This is a genomic window from Nibrella saemangeumensis (assembly GCF_039541915.1).
Taxonomy (GTDB): domain Bacteria; phylum Bacteroidota; class Bacteroidia; order Cytophagales; family Spirosomataceae; genus Nibrella; species Nibrella saemangeumensis.
Genome location: NZ_BAABHD010000076.1, coordinates 1 through 21,015, shown reverse-complemented (window position 1 = coordinate 21,015; position 21,015 = coordinate 1). Strand labels below are relative to the sequence as shown.

14 protein-coding genes are annotated in these 21,015 nt (G+C 56.2%); 3 read left to right on the top strand and 11 right to left on the bottom strand.

The window, feature by feature from the left end; all coding sequences use genetic code 11:
• Window position 1 precedes the first annotated feature (1 nt).
• From ABD949_RS21550 to ABD949_RS21530, 5 genes are all read right to left on the bottom strand, one after another.
• Entirely contained in the window at window positions 2-3,505 is a 3,504-nt protein-coding gene (locus ABD949_RS21550; protein ID WP_345246910.1) for a VCBS repeat-containing protein, read from the bottom strand.
• Window positions 3,506-3,514: 9 nt separating this feature from the next.
• Window positions 3,515-4,540, bottom strand: a complete 1,026-nt coding sequence (locus ABD949_RS21545; protein WP_345246908.1) for a GntR family transcriptional regulator — start codon at window positions 4,538-4,540, stop codon at window positions 3,515-3,517.
• Between the two features lie 20 nt (window positions 4,541-4,560).
• Complete coding sequence (locus ABD949_RS21540; RefSeq protein ID WP_345246906.1) at window positions 4,561-4,731, bottom strand: hypothetical protein; 171 nt, start codon at window positions 4,729-4,731, stop codon at window positions 4,561-4,563.
• A gap of 187 nt (window positions 4,732-4,918) precedes the next feature.
• Window positions 4,919-6,526, bottom strand: a complete 1,608-nt coding sequence (locus tag ABD949_RS21535) for a RagB/SusD family nutrient uptake outer membrane protein (RefSeq protein ID WP_345246904.1) — start codon at window positions 6,524-6,526, stop codon at window positions 4,919-4,921.
• 18 nt (window positions 6,527-6,544) lie between these two features.
• Window positions 6,545-9,748 carry a SusC/RagA family TonB-linked outer membrane protein gene (locus ABD949_RS21530; protein ID WP_345246902.1) on the bottom strand — a complete coding sequence of 1,068 codons (3,204 nt, stop codon included), beginning with the start codon at window positions 9,746-9,748 and terminating at the stop codon, window positions 6,545-6,547.
• A 137-nt stretch (window positions 9,749-9,885) separates the two neighbouring features.
• On the opposite strand from ABD949_RS21530, the gene ABD949_RS21525 reads away from it, so the two are divergent.
• Complete coding sequence (locus tag ABD949_RS21525; RefSeq protein ID WP_345246900.1) at window positions 9,886-11,241, top strand: SGNH/GDSL hydrolase family protein; 1,356 nt, start codon at window positions 9,886-9,888, stop codon at window positions 11,239-11,241.
• 9 nt (window positions 11,242-11,250) lie between these two features.
• Here the strand turns inward: ABD949_RS21525 and ABD949_RS21520 are convergent, their stop codons facing one another.
• The 3 genes from ABD949_RS21520 to ABD949_RS21510 all read right to left on the bottom strand — a co-directional run bounded on the left by ABD949_RS21520 (window position 11,251) and on the right by ABD949_RS21510 (window position 15,457).
• On the bottom strand, window positions 11,251-12,525 hold the full coding sequence (locus tag ABD949_RS21520) for a glycoside hydrolase family 2 TIM barrel-domain containing protein (RefSeq protein ID WP_345246898.1): 1,275 nt from the start codon (window positions 12,523-12,525) through the stop codon (window positions 11,251-11,253).
• A gap of 57 nt (window positions 12,526-12,582) precedes the next feature.
• Window positions 12,583-14,022 carry a glycoside hydrolase gene (locus ABD949_RS21515; protein ID WP_345246896.1) on the bottom strand — a complete coding sequence of 480 codons (1,440 nt, stop codon included), beginning with the start codon at window positions 14,020-14,022 and terminating at the stop codon, window positions 12,583-12,585.
• An 85-nt stretch (window positions 14,023-14,107) separates the two neighbouring features.
• Window positions 14,108-15,457 carry a peptidoglycan DD-metalloendopeptidase family protein gene (locus ABD949_RS21510; RefSeq protein WP_345246894.1) on the bottom strand — a complete coding sequence of 450 codons (1,350 nt, stop codon included), beginning with the start codon at window positions 15,455-15,457 and terminating at the stop codon, window positions 14,108-14,110.
• A gap of 171 nt (window positions 15,458-15,628) precedes the next feature.
• On the opposite strand from ABD949_RS21510, the gene ABD949_RS21505 reads away from it, so the two are divergent.
• The gene (locus tag ABD949_RS21505; RefSeq protein ID WP_345246892.1) at window positions 15,629-16,129 is read left to right on the top strand and encodes a DUF2231 domain-containing protein; all 501 of its coding nucleotides are present in this window, start codon (window positions 15,629-15,631) and stop codon (window positions 16,127-16,129) included.
• A gap of 58 nt (window positions 16,130-16,187) precedes the next feature.
• Here ABD949_RS21505 and ABD949_RS21500 read toward each other — a convergent pair whose 3' ends face one another.
• Window positions 16,188-18,203 carry a S9 family peptidase gene (locus ABD949_RS21500; RefSeq protein WP_345246890.1) on the bottom strand — a complete coding sequence of 672 codons (2,016 nt, stop codon included), beginning with the start codon at window positions 18,201-18,203 and terminating at the stop codon, window positions 16,188-16,190.
• Between the two features lie 96 nt (window positions 18,204-18,299).
• Window positions 18,300-18,794, bottom strand: coding sequence for a YciE/YciF ferroxidase family protein (locus tag ABD949_RS21495; protein WP_345246888.1), 495 nt, complete (start codon window positions 18,792-18,794; stop codon window positions 18,300-18,302).
• 163 nt (window positions 18,795-18,957) lie between these two features.
• Between ABD949_RS21495 and ABD949_RS21490 the strand changes: the two genes are divergently transcribed.
• Window positions 18,958-19,371 carry a hypothetical protein gene (locus tag ABD949_RS21490; RefSeq protein ID WP_345246886.1) on the top strand — a complete coding sequence of 138 codons (414 nt, stop codon included), beginning with the start codon at window positions 18,958-18,960 and terminating at the stop codon, window positions 19,369-19,371.
• Here the strand turns inward: ABD949_RS21490 and ABD949_RS21485 are convergent.
• Window positions 19,352-20,821, bottom strand: a complete 1,470-nt coding sequence (locus ABD949_RS21485) for an APC family permease (protein WP_345246884.1) — start codon at window positions 20,819-20,821, stop codon at window positions 19,352-19,354. The two genes, ABD949_RS21490 and ABD949_RS21485, sit on opposite strands and share 20 nt — an antisense overlap.
• Window positions 20,822-21,015: the final 194 nt, after the last annotated feature.

The window sequence follows — 21,015 nt, the reverse complement described above, 5'->3', positions numbered from 1 at the left end:
TTTATAACTTCGTCAGCTGCACACGGCTGACGGTCGATTGCCAGACCTGCAACGGACCATTGTTGTTGGTAACCAGCCACCATAAGGAGCCGTTGGGCCGGCGGAGTGAGGCTACGGCTTTGGCATCTTTATCCAGGTTAAGCCCGGCATTCAAAATGGGGCGGAAGTTGCCCCGGCCGTTGCCGGCCAGCAGGAGTCCTTTTCCGGCATCCTGTTGCCCACCGATGGTTTCGGAGCCGTAGAAGTTACCCGCCAGCAAGAGGTCTGTTTTGCCATCGCCGGTAAAGTCACTTGCCTGGATTCCATAAATCGGGGCCATCTGCGCTTCAATGGGCAGGCGGTGTACAACAAACCCTGCCTTACCCCGATTCTCGATGTAACAACTGGCCATCTGCTGGGCCTCCCGAACGTAAACTCCGGCGAGTTCTTCGTTGGTAAACATCTCCTCAAACGGATGGCTGGCGTAGTCGTGGTAGGTAGGGAAGCGCTTTTTAATGGATGGAATCTGCGAGGTCATCACATCCCGCTGGGCAACCGGTACCTGCTGGTGGTTCAGATAATAAGTCAGAATCGGGTCGAGCCGACCGTTGTGGTCGAAATCACCGGCGTAGACCCGCACCGGTTCCTCCGCCGACGCCCGAAATTTGCAGTTCAGACCCAGGTTACCGGCAATAAAATCAACATCGCCGTCGCCATCCATATCCTTCGCCAGCAGGGAACACCACCAGCCGGCTGTTTCCTCCAGTCCTTTGGGTGTGCCTCCTGCAAGGCGGTCGCCCGTATTGGTAAACAGGGTGGGTGCCATCCATTCGCCCACCAGCATGAGGTCGGGTTTACGATCTTTATTCACATCCGTCCAGACCGCAGCGGTAACCATACCGGCCTGGCGCAGCCCCGGCGCTACCTGATTCGTTACATCGGTGAAGACGCCTTTATCGTTCCGGAGCAGGTAACTATCCGCTGGCTTTGGATACTGGCCGGGAATAATTCGGCCACCCCGGAAGAGATCAACGTCACCGTCGCCATCAAAGTCAGCAGCTGTGACGCAGGAGCCGCTTGAACGGGTAGCCGGCACGGCTGAAAAGGCAATCTCATACGTTGGCAGACCTTCGGCTCCTTTGCCCGCGTTGAGGTATAGCCGGTCCTGGTATACTTCCGATAAACCTTCCTCCTGACTACCTCCGCTGACCACGTACAGGTCCTGATCACCGTCACCATCGGCATCAAAGAATATTGCGCCCATGTCTTCGTACGCCTGACTGCCGGGTAAGCAAACCAGGGCGAACCGACCAGATGCCTGCTGGACGTAAATCGCTGAGGGCTTTCCAAAATCAGTACCCATAAAGAAATCGTCGAGGCCATCGCCGTTGGCGTCACCCACCGTGAGGCAGGGGCCATTTTTCGAGTACTGATGGGGCAATAGTGGTGTGCGGTTAAAATCAACAACGGCGTTTTCCTGGTGCGTCAGATGCAGACCCGTATGCTCCGCCGATAGTTCGGCAAATAAGGGTTGGCCGGCGGGAGCGGATTCCTGCCAGTCGCCGGACGGTTTATACGGTACCGCCAGAAGCTGGTCGACAGCACTTGGGCGGAGGACCTGCTTCTGGCCATTGGGATAGCGGATAACCAGCGAGTCGATGCGACTGACGCTACCCAGGCCAAAGTGCAGGGCAGATTCTACGGTAGAGACAAAACCCCGCACCGGTGATAGCTCCTGCATCTGCACCTGGTTACCGGCGTACAGCCAAACCTTCGTACCAATGGTGACTGGGAGTTCGGGTGTGGTGGCAAAGGTCAGCCGGAGCCAGTGGGGTGCATTCTCGCGCTGGTTTAGCCGGTTCTCCAGCACTAGGGCTTCGCCATCGATGTTGTTGGTGATCAAATCCAGATCGCCGTCATTGTCGAAGTCGGCGTAGGCGGCACCGTTGGAGTACCCGGCCTGATCGAGCCCCCAGTCGGCAGATACATCGGTAAAGGTCAGTGCCGCAGCCGGGTTACTGCCCTGGTTGCAGTAAGCATAGTTGGATATATTGATTTCGGGCAGGCGGTATAGTTCTTCTTTGATCTTCCGGGCCTGAGCCTCGGGCGTCCCAAACGTCGCCTGCTCGTGGTTGAACACGATGTAATCCAGGTTGGTTACGTCGCGTCGGTAGCCATTGGTGATATACAAATCTTTCCAGCCATCATTGTCGAGGTCGGCCAGCAGCGGTGCCCAACTCCAGTCTGTCTTCTCGATACCCGCCAGTTGGCCAACTTCGCTGAAAACAGGTAAGCGGGTTGGGGCGGGGCGCACGGGGCTTGGGGGGGAAGTATTGATGCCATCTCTACTGTTTACTCCCTGCGCCTTTCTTTCTGCTCCCTGCCCTTCGCCCCAACCCGCTTGCCCCAGGCTTCCTCGGTTCAACTGGAGCGTATTACGCACGAACTGGGGTTCGTAGCCCAGTTGCAGGTCCATCTGGAAGCGGTTGTAATTGGAGCCGGGCAGCATCATCTTCTGCCGGTAATTGTCCGCCGGCAGCATATCCATGACCACAATGTCGGGTAGTGCATCGTTGTTGATGTCGGCAATATCCACGCCCATACCGTTATGCGTCTGGTGCTTCAGCATGGCAGCCGCCTGATTGGTAAACAGAGCCTTGCCGGCCTGGTTACCCGGTTGATTGAGCCAGACCAAATCATTCGACAGAAAATCGTTGGCGCAGTACACGTCCGGCCAGCCATTATCGTCCAGGTCACTCACGCACAATCCCAGTCCGTAGCCCTCCGTCAGGATGCCGGATTGATGGGTTACATTGACGAAGGTGAGTTCTTTCCCCTCTTTACTCATATTCCGGTACAGCCGGTCGTTGCTGGGTGATTCGCCGTGGGTGCGTTTGGGGCGGAGGGCGTTCCGGTTGGTAGTCTCAATGGCGTTGGTCAGCAGGTAACAGTCGAGGTCGCCGTCACGGTCGTAGTCGAAAAAAGCGGCCTGGGTGCTGTAGCCCATATCGTTGAGGCCGTATTCGGCGGCTCGTTCGGTGAAGCTAGGTATGCCGTCGGGGCCGGGGCCGTTGTTGATAAAGAACTTGTTGGCTCGCCGGGTTGTGTCTTTCTCGGGGCCGGCTACGCAGACATAGATGTCCGGCCAGCTATCCTGGTTCACATCGGCCACGCTGACGCCGGTACACCAGACATTCGTGCCGGTTCCCGATTGTTTTGTGATATCCTTAAAGTGAAAGGCGCCTTCATTCAGGTATAGCTGACTGGAGACCTGATTACCGGCAAAGTACACATCGGCCAGTCCGTCTTTGTTGAAGTCGCCGATACCAACCCCCGCGCCATTGTACATATACTCGAAGGTGAGCGCGTTTACGGAATCGGTCTCGGTCAGCCGGTTATTAAACGTAATGTTGGTTTCCGCCGAGCTACGCTGCACAAAGAGTCTGTCCCGGGAGGTGCAGCTACTCAGCCACCCGGCCAGCCACAGAACGGCCCAGCCTGAGCGAAAAAGCAATTTGGTACACATGGTTCAGGATTAGCAGGTAGCCCGGAATTGTAACTCAAGTGGTAAAACGTAGGGCGACTGACCCGGCCCCGGTTGTTTGCCGACGATCTGAGCCACTAACCGGCCAATCTCCGCCGACGGATGCGAGATAACTGAGACGCCACCGGCCAGCAGGCGCGTGTATTCATTTTCGATAAAGCTGACAATGCCCAGGTCCTGTCCAAGGCGGAGCTGGTGTTGCTGGCTGTAATCCACCAGGGTGATCAGGTCGGCGCTGTCCATGACAAAGTACGCCTGGTGCCGCCGGATGTCGTTGGAGGTAAGTTCATCCAGCAACTGAAAATCAAAGTCATGGCGGATACAGAACTGCTGAAAGGCCCGTATGTAGTCGGCACCGAAGAATTCAGCTGTCGGCAAGACCAGATTCAGGCGTTTGTACTTCTTCAGAACAGACGCCTGGCTTTGCAGCGCTTCGTAGAGAGCCTTTTCGCCCCCGTAACGGATCTGGTGGCCATGCTGTAGAACTTCCTGCCACTGGCTGCCGACCAGAATCAGCTGGTTGCCCGGCAGGTTGCGCAGGCACTGAACGGTAGCCGGGCTGGTGCCAAGCAGGTGAGGCATCAGCAGAAAATAATGGTAGTTGCCCAGGTGTTTGTCAATGACCTGGCAGAGCAGGTCCTGGCGGTAGTTGTAGGTGCAGATGTCAATGAGGGCTTCATCGTTCACGTGCCGGGCAATGGCATCGTGCAGCTGCTTCACACTCTCGGTCAACTGTCCGGTAATAATCAGCACCCGGTGCGACCGGCGGCTGGATCTGCCGGCAATAAAATAGCCTTTGCGGTAGACGGAGGTAATCAGGCCGAGTTGGTAAAGGGTCTCGTACGCCCGCTTTACCGAATCTTTCGAAAGATACCATTCAATACAGGCTTCATTGATGGAGGGTAGCCGGTCGCCAATGCGTAATACGCCACCTTCAATGTCGCTGATCACCGCGTTGACCACTTGCAGATACTTGGGCGACCGCTGACTTTCGTTAAATGTAGGTGTGTGTTTCATAAGGTTTGAGGCTAGTTGTATCAGGTTAGTACGAGCCAAATCACCGCCAGCAGAATACCGAAAAGCAGCAGCAGCGCCATCGGCTCTAACCAGCGACTATTTTGCTCGTTAACGATTGGGGCTTTGGCGAACCAGTGACGAAGGTTCCTGACCATCCGGGCCGGTCCATTGCTCCAAACTTTACCGTTCATTACTTACTAAAATTCCTTGGTAAAGTGATACAAATATCCTCCTGCGTCTGAAAAGCGGGTAGTACGGATTCAGCGTTTGATAGCATAAATCCGGCAAATACCCTGAAAAACGTTATCTGACAGGCTTTTTAGCAGAACAGGCCGTATCACGGCCTGTTCTGTATGGATTACTGACCTGACAACTGCCTTAATAACCGGTATTCTGTTTCAACTCTGGATTCAGGTCAAGTTCGCTCTGCGGAATCGGTTTCAGCAGATTTTTGTCCGACCAGTTTGCGTTGGCTGCCTGCCGGCCGAAATCAACGTTCTGCTTAATGTTGATCTTTCCCGCCCGGTGCCAGCGAACGAGGTCGTTGTACCGGTGGCTCTCCAGCGCAAACTCCACCCGGCGCTCGTGCATCAGCGCCTTGAACAGGTCGGCTTCAGTGGTGGCTGTTACATCGGGAAGAATCGCACCGGTAGGGTCGGCCCGCCGACGTACCTGGTTGATCAGTTGGGCAGCGCCGGCCAGATCTTTGGTTGGTCCCAGAATCTTGCACTCGGCCAGCATGAGCAGCACATCGGCGTAGCGGATCACCCGCTCGTTATTTACGCTCAGGTTCGACCGGAAGTCGATGTTACCGTCTTTCTTCACGTACTTGGCCGGCGACGACCCCGTCCCGGAATAAGCAGCCTGATAAACCCATTTCTTGGAGCCGTCTACGTTTTCGCCGGTATCGTACGGGTCGCCTTCCAGGAAAATGGTGGCGGCCCGGCGGGGGTCGCCTTTTTCGAATTCATTCTGGAGGGGCGTTGTAATCTGTACCTGGCCGTAGCCCTGGGCGTTGGAGCCGGGGGCGCAGATGTTGTTGGGTCCACAGGACGCCCGGAAATAGATCAGGCGGGCCGTACCGGCATCACCAATGCTGCTGCCACCGGCCGAGAAGTTAAAGTCGGCCGGGAGCCACGGATTACCACCTCCCAGGCCCATCTGAATCTCGAAGATCGACTCCGCATTGTTTTCGGTGGTGGGGGTGAAGTTATCCTGAAAGTTTTTCACCAGCGAGTACTTGCCAATCAGGCTCTGGAACTCGCTGGCGGCTTCGGTGTACAGGGCCGGCTTGTTTTCCCACTGCGCCCGGTACAGCAGCACCTTGCCCAGCAGGGCCGTAGCCGCGCCTTTGGTTGCCCGGCCCCGGTTACCATCGTCCCATTTTTCGGGTAGGGCCTCTTTCGCCAACTTCAGGTCCGAGACCACCACATCCCATAACTGGCCGGCAGTTGAATTGCCCGACCGGGTCTCTTCCAAACTACGGGCGGTCTTCTCCACCAGCGGGGCCTGCCCGAATTGGGTCGCCAGGAAAAAGTTGTAGTAAGCCCGCAAAAAACGCGCTTCGCCGTCGAATGCTTTCCTGGTAGCATCCGGTAAGCCCTTAGCTTCCGGTAGTTTTTCAAGAACGATGTTGGACCGCTGAATACCTTTATAGGTGGTTTGCCACAAGGCCCGCCAGGTTCCGTCGGTTGAAGTCCAGTTGAACAGGTCGACGTTGTCTACAGAGCCGTTCGGATACGTGGTATCATCGTCCGTCAGCAGAACGCCCTTGAACCAGCCACCGCCGTCGAATTGCTCGTACGTATAGTTGAGCAGCGCCGAGTAAGCCAGCAGCAGGGCCCCTTTAAAGTCATTCTCGGACTGGTAAAAGGTCTGTTCGTCGAGGGTGCCGAGCGGAGACAGATCCAGTTTCTTTTCGCATTGGGTAAATGTGCCACCGATCAGCAGAGCGGCTAAGGCTATGGGAAGAAATCGCTTTTTCATACAAGTTTCGAGTAAGGCTTAGAAGGTCAGGTTAGCACCAATCTGGATGATCACCGGCTGGGGTATGTTCGAATTATCCGTACCAGCCTGCAATTGGGAGGCACTACTGCCATAGGTAATGACCTCCGGATCGAGACCGCTGTAGTTGGTGATCCGGAAGAGGTTGGTCGCGGCTACATACACCCGTGCCGACTGGAACGCCCGGATCTTGTCGAGGGCAAGGCGGGGTACCGTGTAGCCGAGCTGGATGTTCTTGAAGCGCAGGAAACTGCCACTCTCGACCCAGCGGCTGGAGAACCGGTTGTTGCTGTTCAGGTCGTTGGCCGTAGCTCTGGGCATTTCGTTGCTCGATCCTTCTCCGCGCCAGCGGTTGTTGACACTGGCCAGCGCATTACGACCTCCGCCCGTCAGGCCTTCGGCACCGACCCGGAACGAGTTATAGACGCTGTTGCCGGCAACACCCTGGAACAGAAGCGCCAGGTCAAAGCCTTTGAAGGTGGCATTCGCCCCAAAACCATAGAAGAAATCCGGAATGGTTTTGCCCAGGTACGTCCGGTCCTCAACGGTGATCTGCCCATCGGACTGGCCGCTGAACCGCTCTCCGTCGGTACCGGGGCCGTTGTTGTCTTCAAAGATCAGATCACCGGGTACCGGCTTCCGTCTGTTGACAGTCACATCGGGCAGGGCTGCGTTGGCCTGCTCCTGATTCTGGTAGACGCCCTGCACCTTGTAGCCGTAGAAATAGCCGATGGGGTAGCCCACCGCCGTACGGTAGTTACCGCTCGCATACTCCTGCACTCCCGGTGCTAGCGACACCAGCCGGTTGCGAATGGTAGTGATGTTACCGAACAGTTCGAGGGTGGCCCCTTTGCCCAGCTGCGACCGGTAGCTGGTTTCCAGTTCGATACCCCGGTTGTTTACCTGCCCCAGGTTTACCGGAATGTTTTCAAAGCCGGATGTCAGGTTTACCGGAAGGCTGTACAGGAAGTCTTTGGTGTTGCGGTTGTAGTAGGTGGCCAGGATGTTCAGCCGGCCGAAGAAAGTAGCGTCAAACCCTACGTCCACGCTCTCGTTGGTTTCCCAGCGCAAACCCCGGTTGATGAGCGACGGAATACCCGAGCCTTTAAACGATGATTGATTGATACCCAGCGTATACCAGGGCGATTGCACCACCCGTGCTACATATGGAAAATCGATGTTGATCTTGTCGTTGCCTAACTGCCCCCAGCTACCCCGCAGTTTCAGGTCGGTGATAAACGCGACTTTGTCTTTGAAAAACTCTTCGCTCGAAATCCGCCAGGCGGCCGATACCGACGGGAAAAGCTTGGCGCGGTTCTCCGGCGCAAAGTTCGACGACATATCGTACCGGGCCGTTACCGTAACCAGGTACTTGTCGCGGAAGTCGTAGCTGACCCGGCCGAAGTAGGCGGCATAGGCGCGTTGTGACAGGCCGGCGCTGGCGTTGTTGAACAGGAAACCACCTTTTCCGTCGGAATTACCCTGCTGGTTGCTTACGTTCTGGTAGAAATTCGGGTTGGTGCTCTGGAAGTTGAAACCGGTGTAGCCCAGCGAGCTGCCCCGGATGTCCTGGAACTCGGTTCCGGCAATGGCGTTGACCGTGTGGCCGCCAAATACGTTCTCGTACGACAGTGTATTGGTAAATACCTTTTGAATACCGTCCCCGCGTGAATCATTGTACTCGTTGGTGTTGCGCTCCTGACCGAGTTCGGCGGCTGTGTAGCCGGGGCGCCAGCCCGTATTTTTAGAGACGTTGTAATCCAGGGCGGCCACTGATCGGAACTTCAGCCCTTTAACAATCTCTACTTCACCGTAGATATTACCCAGCATCCGGGTTGAGTTATTCAGGTTATCGACCACCTGGTTGATACCGGCCACGTTCAGGATGGTCAGACCTGCTACCCCGGCATTGCCCGTGAAGCCGTAGCGGTTGCCCGGTACCGAATTGTCGGTATCGTAGATGCTGAAGAAAGGTGGCTGGTTGATGGTACCGGCGTAAATGAAGCCGTCGCCACCGGCATTGCTGCCCCGCCTGATCTGCGAATGGGCAATGGTCAGCGCCTGCCCGACTTTGAGCCGGCTGCCAATTTTGTGGTCGCTGTTGACCCGGAAGGAGTAGCGGTCCAGATCCCATTTCTTCACAATGGAATTCTGCTGGAAGTAGCCACCCGAAATAAAGTAATTGGAGTTCTCGTTGCCGCCGTTTACCGATAAGTTATAGTTGCGAATCGGCGCGTTGTCCTGTACAACGGCATCCCGAAACGCCTGCCGGTTGTCGACGTTAACGTACTTGCTGCCCGGCCGCAGATCGGGGTGCAGCACCAGATAGTCCCGGTCACCGGGCTTCAGGCCGGCCTGGTTATTGGCGTTTGCCTGGGCCTCCTGCGCCAGCGCGAGGTAATCGGTCGTGCTCAGCATCTGGTATTCTTTCGGGAAGTTCTGTACGCCCGTATACACGTCGAACGCCACCCGTGGCTTGCCTTGTTTGCCCCGCTTGGTGGTGATCAGCACGACCCCGTTAGCCGCCCGCAGACCATAGATAGAGGCCGATGAGGCATCTTTCAGCACCGAAATATTTTCAATATCGGCCGGGTTGATCTGGTTGGCCGTACCATCGCCGATGGGTACCCCATCGACCACAAACAGGGGCTGGTTGTTACCCACCGTGCTGACGCCCCGGATGCGGATGGATACCGGCCCGCCGGGCGTACCGTCGACGTTCGTAATCTGCACCCCGGAAACGCGTCCCTGAATAGCCGCTTCCGGACTGGCTACCGGCAGGCGGGTAATCTCGCGGGCCTGCACGGTTCCGATCGACTCCGTCAGCTTACGCGTTGTTTTCTGGCCGTACCCCACTACCACCACCTCGTTCAGGGCGCGGGTATCCGACTGCAGCGTTACACTAACCGTGTTGCTGCTGCCGACCGGTGCCTCCTGGGTGATAAAACCGACCGACGAGATCACCAGCGTGGCTGCGTTGCCCGGTACACTAAGCCGGAAGTTCCCTTCGGCGTCGGTGGTGGTACCGGTGTTGGTGCCTTTAATGACCACGTTGGCGCCGGGCAGGCCCCGGTTATCGGTAGCATCGACAATTCGCCCCGATACCGTGCGGGCCTGAGCGTATACCGATTTGTTCAGGCCAATCAGCAGGATCAGGCTCATCACAAACGGGACAACGCGTAAAAAGTAGGGTGTTGGGTTCATAGAGTATAAGGCTTGAATAATATGTCGAGGGTAAAGTAGAGAAGATTAGCTTGCATATCTGGGTGGGTCTGGGTGGCCCCAAAGCCGATAAACCAGCAAAATTTAGCTTATTGCACCTGCTTAACCCGTGCAGCCCCATGTCTCTCCGTCTGATTTTCCTGCTATACCTGCTCGTGTGGTCTTTTCAGTTGCCCGCCCAGTCGTATCCGCCGGTGCCGGAACTGCCAGTACCGGCTTCATTTACCGCTAATCTGCCCCGAACAACCAGTCTGCTGACCTCCACCGAAAATCCGCCCAGACAGGTTCGGGTGCTGGTATACGGTCAGTCCATTAGTATGCAGACCTGGTGGCAGCAGGTGAAACAGTTTTTGCAGCAGCGCTACCCTAATGTGCAGCTGGTGATGGAAAACCGGGCCATCGGCGGCTTTAGCAGCGATCGGCTGAAATGGATGGTGGCGAACGATGTGGTGCCGTTTTATCCGGACCTGATCCTGTTTCACGACTACGGTAATGAACCCGATTACGAGCAGATCATCCGAACCATTCGCAGCCAGACTACCGCCGAGGTAATCATTCAGACCGACCATATAGGCATCGGCCAGAATGAGGAGTGGCACGACCGGCACGGCAATGTCTGGATGCCGGCTCTGTGCGACAAGTATGGGCTGGCGCTGCTCGATGTGCGGGCTGCCTGGAAAGCGTATCTGGCGCAAAATCAGTTAAAGCCTGGCAAATTACTTTCTGATAACGTTCACCTGAATGAGCACGGCAACCACGTGATGGCCCAAATCGTTCAACGCTATCTGGAGGCACTGCCCAAGCGCGCCGAAGAGTTGGCCAACACCGTTCGGGTGCTGCGCAGCGGCCGCGACTTTTCACCGAAAAATAGGACGATCCGGCTGCCTGTGACCGGCAATCGGATAGATATCGTCTGGCGCGCAGCCGCTGATTCGGTGCAGCCGGTAGCGGTAACTATTGATGGTCAACGGCCATCAACCCACCTGGCAGGCTACTACTACAGCCGTCCGGCGCTTAAGCCAACGGGTTTTTTCCTGAACCGGATTGGTCAGTTGCTGGTAATCAGACTCGGTGGTAAGCCACAGGCAGAAGACTGGACGCTCACCGTTACGGCAGTTGACACTATTCGGCAGCAGCTTCAGTTCAGCGTCAGCGGGTCCCGGACGGGTGAAGATGGTACGGGGCGCAGCGACCAGCCATTTATTTCCAGATCCGGACGGATGCAGATTGATTCAACGGGTTGGTTCCGGCGCAAAAATCCGGGCGATTTCCGGCAGTTTCCCTGGTTGAAGCCCGGAGATTCGTTGCACTGGCGGGTCTTCTCTGCAGGTCAGGATACCTGCCAGCCGGGTAAGGAGGCAGTAACTACGATTGTGCAGGGAATAGCCAATACGGAGCACCGGCTGGCGCTATCCGGTAAAGGCATACGGGCTATTCAGGAAATCAGGGTGTACCAGCCGCCGTTGCGGCCTTAGTGGCTCTGCTTAGTTCTGCACGTAAAAAGGAATATTGGCGGTGGCCCAATGCCCTTTTCCGTCGTAGGCGTAGACAAACAGGCGATAGGCCCCCTCCTCGATGGGGGCCTGAAAAGAGAGTTGAGAAGTATTGGGCTCCTTTATCAGATCAGGAATCGCCGGTGGGCGCTTTTCGCCGTTGCCGCCGTAGGGAAATGTGGTGCCTTCGCGGAGTACCTCCCAGTTGTACTGTAGCGCATCGCCCTCCGGATCGCGAACCCACACCCGCGCCTGCCCAGGCTGACCGGGTTGCATATAAATGCCCTGATACGCTGTTTTTCCATCAAGTTTAACGGAGTCCAGTCGAGGTGTCCGGTTGGCGGGCCAGCGGCCGGTCCATTCGTAATGCATCACATCAACGGCTTCGGTTTCCAGCCCCTGCGCGTCGAACATCCCAAACCAGGTGTGGGTGCGTTCCTGGTGCTGCCGCCACAGGAACACGAAGGAGCCAAGGCACATGGCTTTATCGGCGGCAATCACGCGTTCGTACCGCTGTCGGTATTGGTCGGCTTTCATGCTGCTGGTTTCTTCGATGGGGGCTTTCCACGGCGTTTTCGGTACCTGCCAGAATCCGGTTGGACCCCACTCGGTGACGGCATAGGGTTTTTGCCAGCCAAACTTCCGGAGCCACTCCGGTATTCTGTCCAGATCACCGTATTCGTTAACGCCCAGCAGGTCCAGGTCGGGGCATTTGGTGAGCAGATCCTGCATCTTCTCCTGGTTGATCGATCCGACCACCGTCATGACCGGATGATTGGGGTCGACCTGGTGAATTTCCTTCGCCAGTGCGTTTACGGCATCCCAGACTTTGGTGTTATAGTGGTCCTTTACATTCGCTTGAATAAAGTCCAGCTCATTGCCCAGCGCCCACATCAGCACCACCGGATGGTCTTTGGTCTGCCGCACAATCGCCATCACCCGGTCGTGCTGTTTTTTCACAGCTTCCGCATCATCGTAATTCATACCGTCGCGTTCGGCCCGGACGGGCAGATTTACCAAAGCCGTAAGCCCCAGGCTGTCGGCCCGGTTCAGGTTTTGCCGGTTAGCGCCGGTTCGGATGGAGTTGCCGCCGTACTGCTTCAGCTTGACGAGGTAGTCATTACCAACGGCTCCCTGAATAAAGTAGGGCTTCCCGTTCCGGATAAGTTGAAAGGCGTCTTTGTTCTTTGTGATACGCACTACGCTGGGTTGACCGAAGGTAGTGGTGGCGCAAAAGGTCAGGAGCAGAAAGAGGGTACGTTTCATGAGTTATGGGCTTGGGTTAATAGTGGGGTGTGGGGTAGAACGGATTGGAAATCCGTTTTACTTAATACCCACCAGCGTAAGCACGCTCCTGGCTGGCAATATAATGCTCTCGCCGACCTTTACAACAGCGCCTTCTTTGCAGTCTTCGGTAGCCGACGTTCGATAGGTCTGATACTGGGTGGAAACACCGTCGCCTTTGACAAATACCGCTTTTTCCGCGCTACCCACATTGCTGATGACAAGCGTAGGCAGGCCATCTTTAACAAACGCCAGCGGCAGCAGATCGGCATCGGTAGTATTCGCTTCTACGCGCACGGCACCGGGGCGGACATAGCGGTAAAACTGCCTGGAAACATAATACCGCTTGCTTTTTTCGCCCTGGCTGTTCATTAGCGAGTATTCATCGAGGGTGCCGGTGCTGAGGGTCCAGAAGACCCAGGCCGATACGTTGCCGTAGCGCAGGGCAGTGTACATGGCTTTGGCGAGGGACATGGCCCCCTCGTGGTTATTTTTGAAACCCGAGGTTTCGGTCATCCACAGAGGCAAATTATACGGTTTGCCCCAGCCAGACATCGTTTGCCAGGTACCGGCGTCTGTTGAAGCCGGCTGAACCCCGTCAAAGGCGTAACCGTGGGTGGCAATCATGCCGACGAAGGACCGCGCTTCGGGATCATTCAGGGTAGGCATTGTCATGTTCCGCACGCCGTCGAGCCAGCCGACGTCTTCGGGCAGAAAAAGTTTGGTGGCAATACCTTCCTGCTTAAAGCGGGCGCCCACCACCTTGACTAAATCCCGCAACGCTTCGCCATCGTACACACAGGACTGGTAAAACTGGGAAAAACGGGGTTCGTTCTGAAGGCTGAGTCCGTAGAGGTCGACCCCAACCTCACGTTTGAAAATCCGGCAGTACGCTACGCACATTTCCGCAAACTCGGCGTAGTTCTCTGTTTTAAGCTGATTACTATTGGCGGTTGGGTTACGGCTGTAGGCGGGGGCGGAGTTTTGCTGGGTTCCGTTATCGATGCGGTTGTTCCACTTCATCCAGGGGGGCGGACTCCAGACGGAGGCAATAAACGTTTCGACACCTGCCTGACGGAGTGCTTTCAGGTGCGGCACCCGTTCACCAAAGGGCGCATGGTGTCCTGGAATCCGCCGGTCGAGGTTGTAACGGGACAGGTCCGTGACGGCTGGGTCAGCATTGTCATTTTCGATCTCGAACGAGGTGGGGAGTTCGTCGCGGATGATGGTGCAGCCAAGGTCAGTTACGATATCACGCACAAACCGCTCGCTGGTAAACGGCCCGCTGGACCAGTACACATCCTGCGCTCCAAAGCCGCCAAATCCCGTGATGGTCTGATACGTTTTACCGGCATCGAGTGTCAACTCCACGGGTGTTGGTCGGGCGGGGGCCGGCGTTGCGTTAGTGCCTGAATCTGTCGGCTGACACGCAACCAGGTTGCCGCCAAAAAGCAGGATAGGGAACAGTCGGGTCATCATAGGGCAAAGAACGCCATTTAGGCAACCGATTGCCAGACCCACCCACCCAGACCGACCCAGCCCGACCCAGCCCGAAACAAGGCTTTTACTGCGTAGCCCGCAGCACCCAGCCGGTCTGGCCATTTGGCGACCGGACTAATTGAAAGTCTTCTACCACCCCCAGCACATCAACCGCCATGCCGCCGGGCAACGTTTCAACGATGGCCGCCTGGGAGGTAGCCGCTTCGAGCAAATTGGTTGGCCCCGCAATGGGTAACCGCCGGATTGGTTTGTCAACCGGCTCTATGACCGTACTGGATACGTAGCCGGTCAGCTCACCGGGCAGTTCGACCCGGAGCCATTCGGCGGTCCCACCCAGCACGGTGAAGGCAAAGGACCGGGGTAGTTCCTGCAATACGGGGGCATCGGGCTTCGGCGATTGCCGCACCACCGCCCGCGTGACCGATACCCGAACCGAATCGCCAAGGCGGCTTTCGGACAGCAGTGGCTGGCGGGCCGGTCCCGAGCCAAGCCGCACAAATGGTAGCGGATCGACGGCCCCTTCGCTGAACTGGTAGACGCCAAAATGCAGGTGGGGAGCTGTGTTGCGGGCGTTGCCGGTGTTCCCGACCGTGCCGATGGTATCACCTACAGACACCTGCTGCCCCTCCCGGACCAACTGCTTATCCAGGTGAGCGTAATAGAGCCGGAGGTTGCGCTTGACATCCGACAGCCAGACCACATTGCCGCCCAGCCTATTAACGCCGACGCCCGAAATGATGCCGTCTACCGAAGCCAGCAGCGGGGTGCCACGCGGAGCAAAGATGTCGACACCTTCATGGGTACGCCGGCCTCCGTCGCGGGGTGCTCCGAAATAGCTGCTGATACTGCGGCTGTCGCGGTCCTTCACCGGAAAGCTTAGTACGGGTTCACGGGTGATGGAGATGGTATAGCTACCTCCCCGCAGCAATTCCGGCTGAATCCGGATGAGGTGGGCCCCCGACCGACGGGTTTCCCAGACGAGCCGGTTGGTATCGGCCTTTGCCGACACAATCCGGTCCGGCTCGCGGCCACTGAGGTCAAATACATCGATAAAGACCTGAGCATCCTTCATCCCCTGAATATCGACCTGAATATAAAAACGGTCCCCCCGCTTGGAGTTCAGCCGGTAACCGACCGCAAAGGGTTTGCTGGCCGAAAAGTAGCCACTCTCCCGGTGCGGTACCGAGATCCGGACAGAGTCCCGCATGGCGCGATCGGCAGCCGCTACCCAGTCGGCCCCCAGGGCTGTCTGATCGAGTTTGGCATCTTTCAGGGAGCGCTCATACTGCTCATGCGGGGAACTCGACCGGAACAGCGTATTGGGTCCTAGACTCTTACAAGCGTTGAGCCATACCAGTATTGCTATGGCAACAAACTGTTTCCAGAACCGGGGTATAAACCTACGTTCAAGCATATCATCTGTTAATAATTCATTCATGTAGTAAATGTCCAGACAGGCATTGAGCCTCATTGCGTTAACGGACAGAAAAAGCAAGATGTTTGTTCAGGAGCCGGAAAGGGCCGCAAAGGTCTTTTCAGCAACAAATGAAAACAACAGGTAGTTAGGGGGGAAAGAAGAAATGTTATGGAAAGCAGAGCAAAACTTTTGGGCCATCCGGCCCACCAACTCCTGATCGTATTTCCGCTGGGCCTGCTGGCCACAGCTGTCATTTTTGATGTTATTTACCTGATAAACGATAATTCCACCATGGCGGTAGTTTCGTACTACATGATCAGTGCCGGACTGATCGGCGGACTGGTGGCGGCCCCGTTCGGCTGGATCGACTGGCTGGCTATTCCGTCGGGCACGCGGGCCAAAAAGATCGGTCTGATGCACGGCATGGGCAATGTGCTGGTGCTCATCCTGTTTGCGGTGAGCTGGCTGTTCCGGATGGACAATACGGACAATGTTCCTTCATCAGCCGCTCTGATTTTTTCGTTTGCGGCTTTTGCCCTGGCCGGCTTTACGGGCTGGCTCGGCGGTGAGCTGGTCGACCGGCTGGGCGTCGGCGTCGACCGGGGAGCACACCTGAACGCACCCAGCTCTCTTTCGGGCCGCCCGGCTGTGGAGGGGAGAGCGCTTTAGGAATGAAGAACGATGAATGGGCTAGCGCAGCTTTTCATTCATCGTTCCTCATCAAATATTACGGTTGCTTCTGTGCGACCGGGGCTGGTGCTTTCAGGTATTTGTCAAACCACTGCAGATAGCGCTCGAATCGGTCTTTCTGGTAACTGGGCACCGAAATACCGTGGAACTGACCTGGGTAAATAATCAGTTCGGTGGGAACGCCCAGCGAACGGAGTGCCTGGTACATCTGCTCGCTGCCGGCCACGGGCACATTAAAGTCTTTTTCGCCGACCATGAACTGGGTCGGCGTTTTTATGCGGTCCGCTTTCAGGAAGGGGTACGATACCTTCAGCCATTTATCCAGATTCTTCCAGGGCGCCCCCAATTCAGTTTCGTACTGGTTGGTATACTGGTCGCTTCCGTACAGGGACAGCTGAAGCGAACTACCGGCTCCACTAGCGGCTGCTTTAAAGCGGCTATCGGTGGCGATGGTGTAGTTGGTCAGAATACCGCCGTAACTCCAGCCGCCGATCCCCAGACGCTCAGGATCGGCAATGCCTTTCTCAATCAGGTAATCGGTAGCGCCGAGAATATCCACGACTTCCTTATTGCCCCAGTCGGCATAGATGGCTTTGGTAAAATCGAGGCCACGGCCGTTGCTGCCCCGGTAGTTGACGGCGGCAACGGCATATCCGCCGGCCGCCAGCATCTGACGGGAGAGATCAAAACCATAGTTGTCCTGTCCAACGGGACCCCCGTGGATGAACAGGATCAGGGGCAGGCGCTTGCCGGCCGGGGCATTGGCCGGGCGGTACAAAATCCCGGATACCTGCGTGCCGTCTTTGCTGCGGGACGTAAACCCTTCAACGGAAGCTAATTGCAGCGGGCTAACAAATTCGTCGTGAACCGTAGTGAGTCGACGGGGTTTGCCGTCTTCAAGCGCGTACAGTTCGGCCGGGAGGTGCGGTTCACTCATCAACGTCAGCCATTGTCCGGCCGCTTTCGGCTCCAGGGCACTAAACGTCCGATTGCCGCTCGCCAACTGGGTTAGTTTACCGGTGGCTACGGCATATTGGCCCACATATACCTGCCGGTCATCTTCGACCAGCACACCGATTGATTGCCCGTCTTTCGACCAGCGCGGATTACGTACCGGACGGTCAAGCGTTTTTGAAAGCAGGGTAGGCTCGCCACCATCTTTACTGATTACAGCCAATAACGGCTGATCGTACATCAGGAAGTTACCCGAGCCGGTCGAGCGAAGGTAGGCCAGGCTTTTGCCGTCGGGGCTCCATACGGGGCTGTGGTCGTAGCCGGTCCAGTCGGTGAGCCGTTTCAGGGTGGCTCCTTTGCGGGCATCGATCAGCCAGATGTCGGTGTTCTGGTTCTTGTCCGGGTCTTCGGTTCGGTTGCTGACAAAGGCAAGCTGGGTGCCGTCCGGCGACCAGACGGGCGATGTTTCGTCAAACGAGCCGCTTGTGAGCGTATCCAGCGTTTTAGCCGCTACATCGAACAGGTAGAGGTGAACCGGGTTTTTCTCCAGATAACCCTTTATGTCCTGTTTAAAATGGTACCGGTCCAGCACGTACGGCTTCCGGATCTTGGTCTTGGCAGAGTCAGCGTAATCCGGATCACGCACTACCAGCGCAATGCGTTTTCCGTCGTGTGCCCATTCGTAGTCTTCCAGATCGCCTTTCAGATCGGTCAGCTTTTTGCCTTCGCCACCTCGCCGGTCGAGCAGAAAGAGCTGGGGCTTGGTCGCTCCGTTGCGCGTTGCCACAAACGACAGGTATTTACCATCCGGACTCCAGCGGGGCTTCGATTCGCCGTCAGGGCTGTTGGTCAGTTGGATGGATTCTTTCCCGTCCCAGCTCACCATCCAGATGTCGGCATTGCGCTTGTCTTTGGCCACGTCGACGGCCGATTGGACATACGCCACCCATTGACCATCGGGTGAGACCTGTGGGTCGCTGATGGCTTGCAGGCGGTAAACATCCTGCGGAGTAAGACTACGTTTAGAAGGCGACTGGGCCGCAGCGGCCAGGCTGATGAGGGCAAAAAAATACGTGACAGCGGAGCGCTTCAGGGTCATGAGCGGGTATCGTTTGCGAAATTTACCCACTAATTTACAAAAAAAGAGCCATCCTTCGGCGCGTTCGCAAAAGGATGACTCAGGTACTACGCCAGGTTAGGCCATAGCTTTAACGGCTTTCTTGTTTACTTTCTCCGTGGCAATCTTGGTCAGCTTCTCATCCGTAGCTTTCTCCTCGTTCAGAGTTTTTTCGAGCAGATCAGCAATTTTTGGCTGGCCGGCGGTTTGCGCCAGCGAGCAAACTGTGCCGTAGCCGGCAATCTCGTAGTGCTCCACTTTCTGGGCAGCTCCGATGAGCAATGCATCCATGATTTCACTGGGAAATTCTTCACCCATAAGCTTTTCTGCTTCTTCGATCAGGCCCTGCATCCCCATGCAAAGCTCACCCTCCGGCTCACAACCGAGCATCTGGCAGGCTTTTTCCAGGCGCTCGCGCTGCTTTTCCGTCTGCTTCAGGTGTGTTTCAAACGCTTTTCGCAAGGTAGCGTTGCTGGCCCGCTGTGCCATGAGGGGTAGCGCTTCCAGAATTTGTGATTCGGCCGAGTACAAGTCCTGCAACTCGTGTTCCAGTGCTTCCTGAATAGTTTTCATACCGTTTTGTGTTGTTAATTGGTTAAGGCTGTTGATGCCCGAATGTCAACTCACGGCAGATTACTATTGTTTGCCTATAGATGTAATTATATGCTGACCCTCGCCGGATTCTGTTTTTCTTTGAGCCACCGGGTTAGTATCTTACCGGTCACAAACGTTCCTTATGAAGGTATGGCTCAATGTATTGGCAGTCCTGCTGGTTGTGATCGGGTGCAACCGCTCGCCCCAGGTGCTGGCTTTTGACAACCAGACAACGGATACGCTGCTGGTGACGGTGCGGTTTATCCGGCCTCATTTTTACAATGGTGAAGAAAACGCCCGGCTGCTGCGCCGGGTAGCACCCGATACGGCCGTGTTTGATAAAGGGGTAAAGCAAAGCTTACCGCCCGGACGATACGTGTTTGAGGTTGTTCCGCACCACTACCTGTATCTGGGTAAAGCCAGGGGGAAAAATGACAATTTCACCTTCAACGAGATCACCGTACAGCAGGGCGCTTTCAGGGCCACCTACGATCTTCCCAGATTAAAAGCTCATTTCTTTAAGCAAAGCAACGCGTTTACCTTTCACTACCGGTAGGCGTTCTCCGTTTCGTCATGTAATAGACCGGGACACCGAGCCCCGCAATGAGCAGGCCCATACCGGTATTGAAGGTTTTTTCGATCAGCAGAATACCGCAGATAATCAGGCCGGCAACGATATAGAACAAGGGTAATACGGGATACCCGAAGGCCTTATAGGGACGCTCGGCATCGGGTTCTTTCCGGCGGAGCAGGAACAGCCCGCCGATGGTAATGATGTAAAAGACCAGCGAGGTAAAGGTGCAATAGTCGAGCAGGTCACCATACGTGCCCGACAGGCAGAGTACCGATGCCCAGGCACACTGCAGCCAGAGCGCTTTGGCCGGCACCGAATGCTGGTTGAGCTGCGATGCCCGCTTCAGAAACAGCCCATCTTTCGCCATGGCGTAGTACAGCCTGGCACCGGCCAGAATGAGGCCGTTGTTGCAGCCGAACGTCGAAACCATGATTAGTACCGCCATGATGCTGACGGCAACATTACCGAAGATCAGTGACGAGGCCGCCGTGGCTACCCGGTCGTATTCGGCAAACTGCATGCCCCGGCCCATCACATCCGTAGCCGCCGGCGAGCCCTGTAACGGCAGCAACGACAGGTAGGCGATGTTGGCCAGCACGTAAATGACGGTGACGATGAGCGTTCCAAAGAACAGGCTCAGCGGAATGTTTTTGCGCGGCTCCTTAATCTCACCCGCAATAAAGGTAACGTTGTTCCAGGCATCCGCCGAAAACAGGGAGCCGATCATGGATACCCCAACGGCCATTACCAGCGCCAGACCCGCCAGGGGTACCACCGAGCCATCAGCCGTAATCCGGCTGGCTTCCCAGGCATTGGTCAGGTTGACACCCAGCATACCAGACCCTGCTCCAACAACCAGACCCACTACGATCAGGCCCAGCAGCGAAATCAGTTTGGCGGAGGTAAACAGGTTTTGAATGATCTTACCACTTTGCACTCCCCGGCTGTTCAGCCACGTGAGCAGGACCAGACTGCTGATGGCAAATAGGGACGCAGCGGATACCTTGAGCGGCCCAATGGTGAACAGAACGTTCTCGGGATTGAGCGCCGGAATAAACACGGCAGTGTACTTGGTGAAGGCGACGGCGACGGCGGCAATGGTGCCGGTCTGGATTACCGTGAAGACCGTCCAACCGTAGACAAAGCCCAGCAGGGAATTATAAGCCCGCTGGATATAGATGTATTGACCACCGGCTTTGGGCATCATCCCGGCCAGTTCGCCATAGCTTAGCGCGGCCGTTACGGTGATGATACCGGTGAGTACCCAGACAAACAGCAGCCAGCCGGATGAGCCGAGGTTGCGCGACATATCGGCGCTGACAATAAAAATACCGGAGCCGATCATGGAGCCGGAGACAAGCAGGGTGGAGTCGATGAGTCCCAGCGACCGCTTGAGTTCAGTTTTTTCTTCGGTTAAGACGTTTTCAGGCATATGAGAGAGTGGGTCGAATACCGCAAGATACAAGAAGACGCAAAAAATCTGGAACGTTCTGAAAATTAAAAACCCCGCCAGTATGAGGGCTACCGTCTGGACACATCTTTTGATAAGGTGAAGCCGATAACGATGGCATCAAACTTTTTGAGGCCTAACCAAAACGTGGTGATGCCCGGCTTTCGTCCGGATTG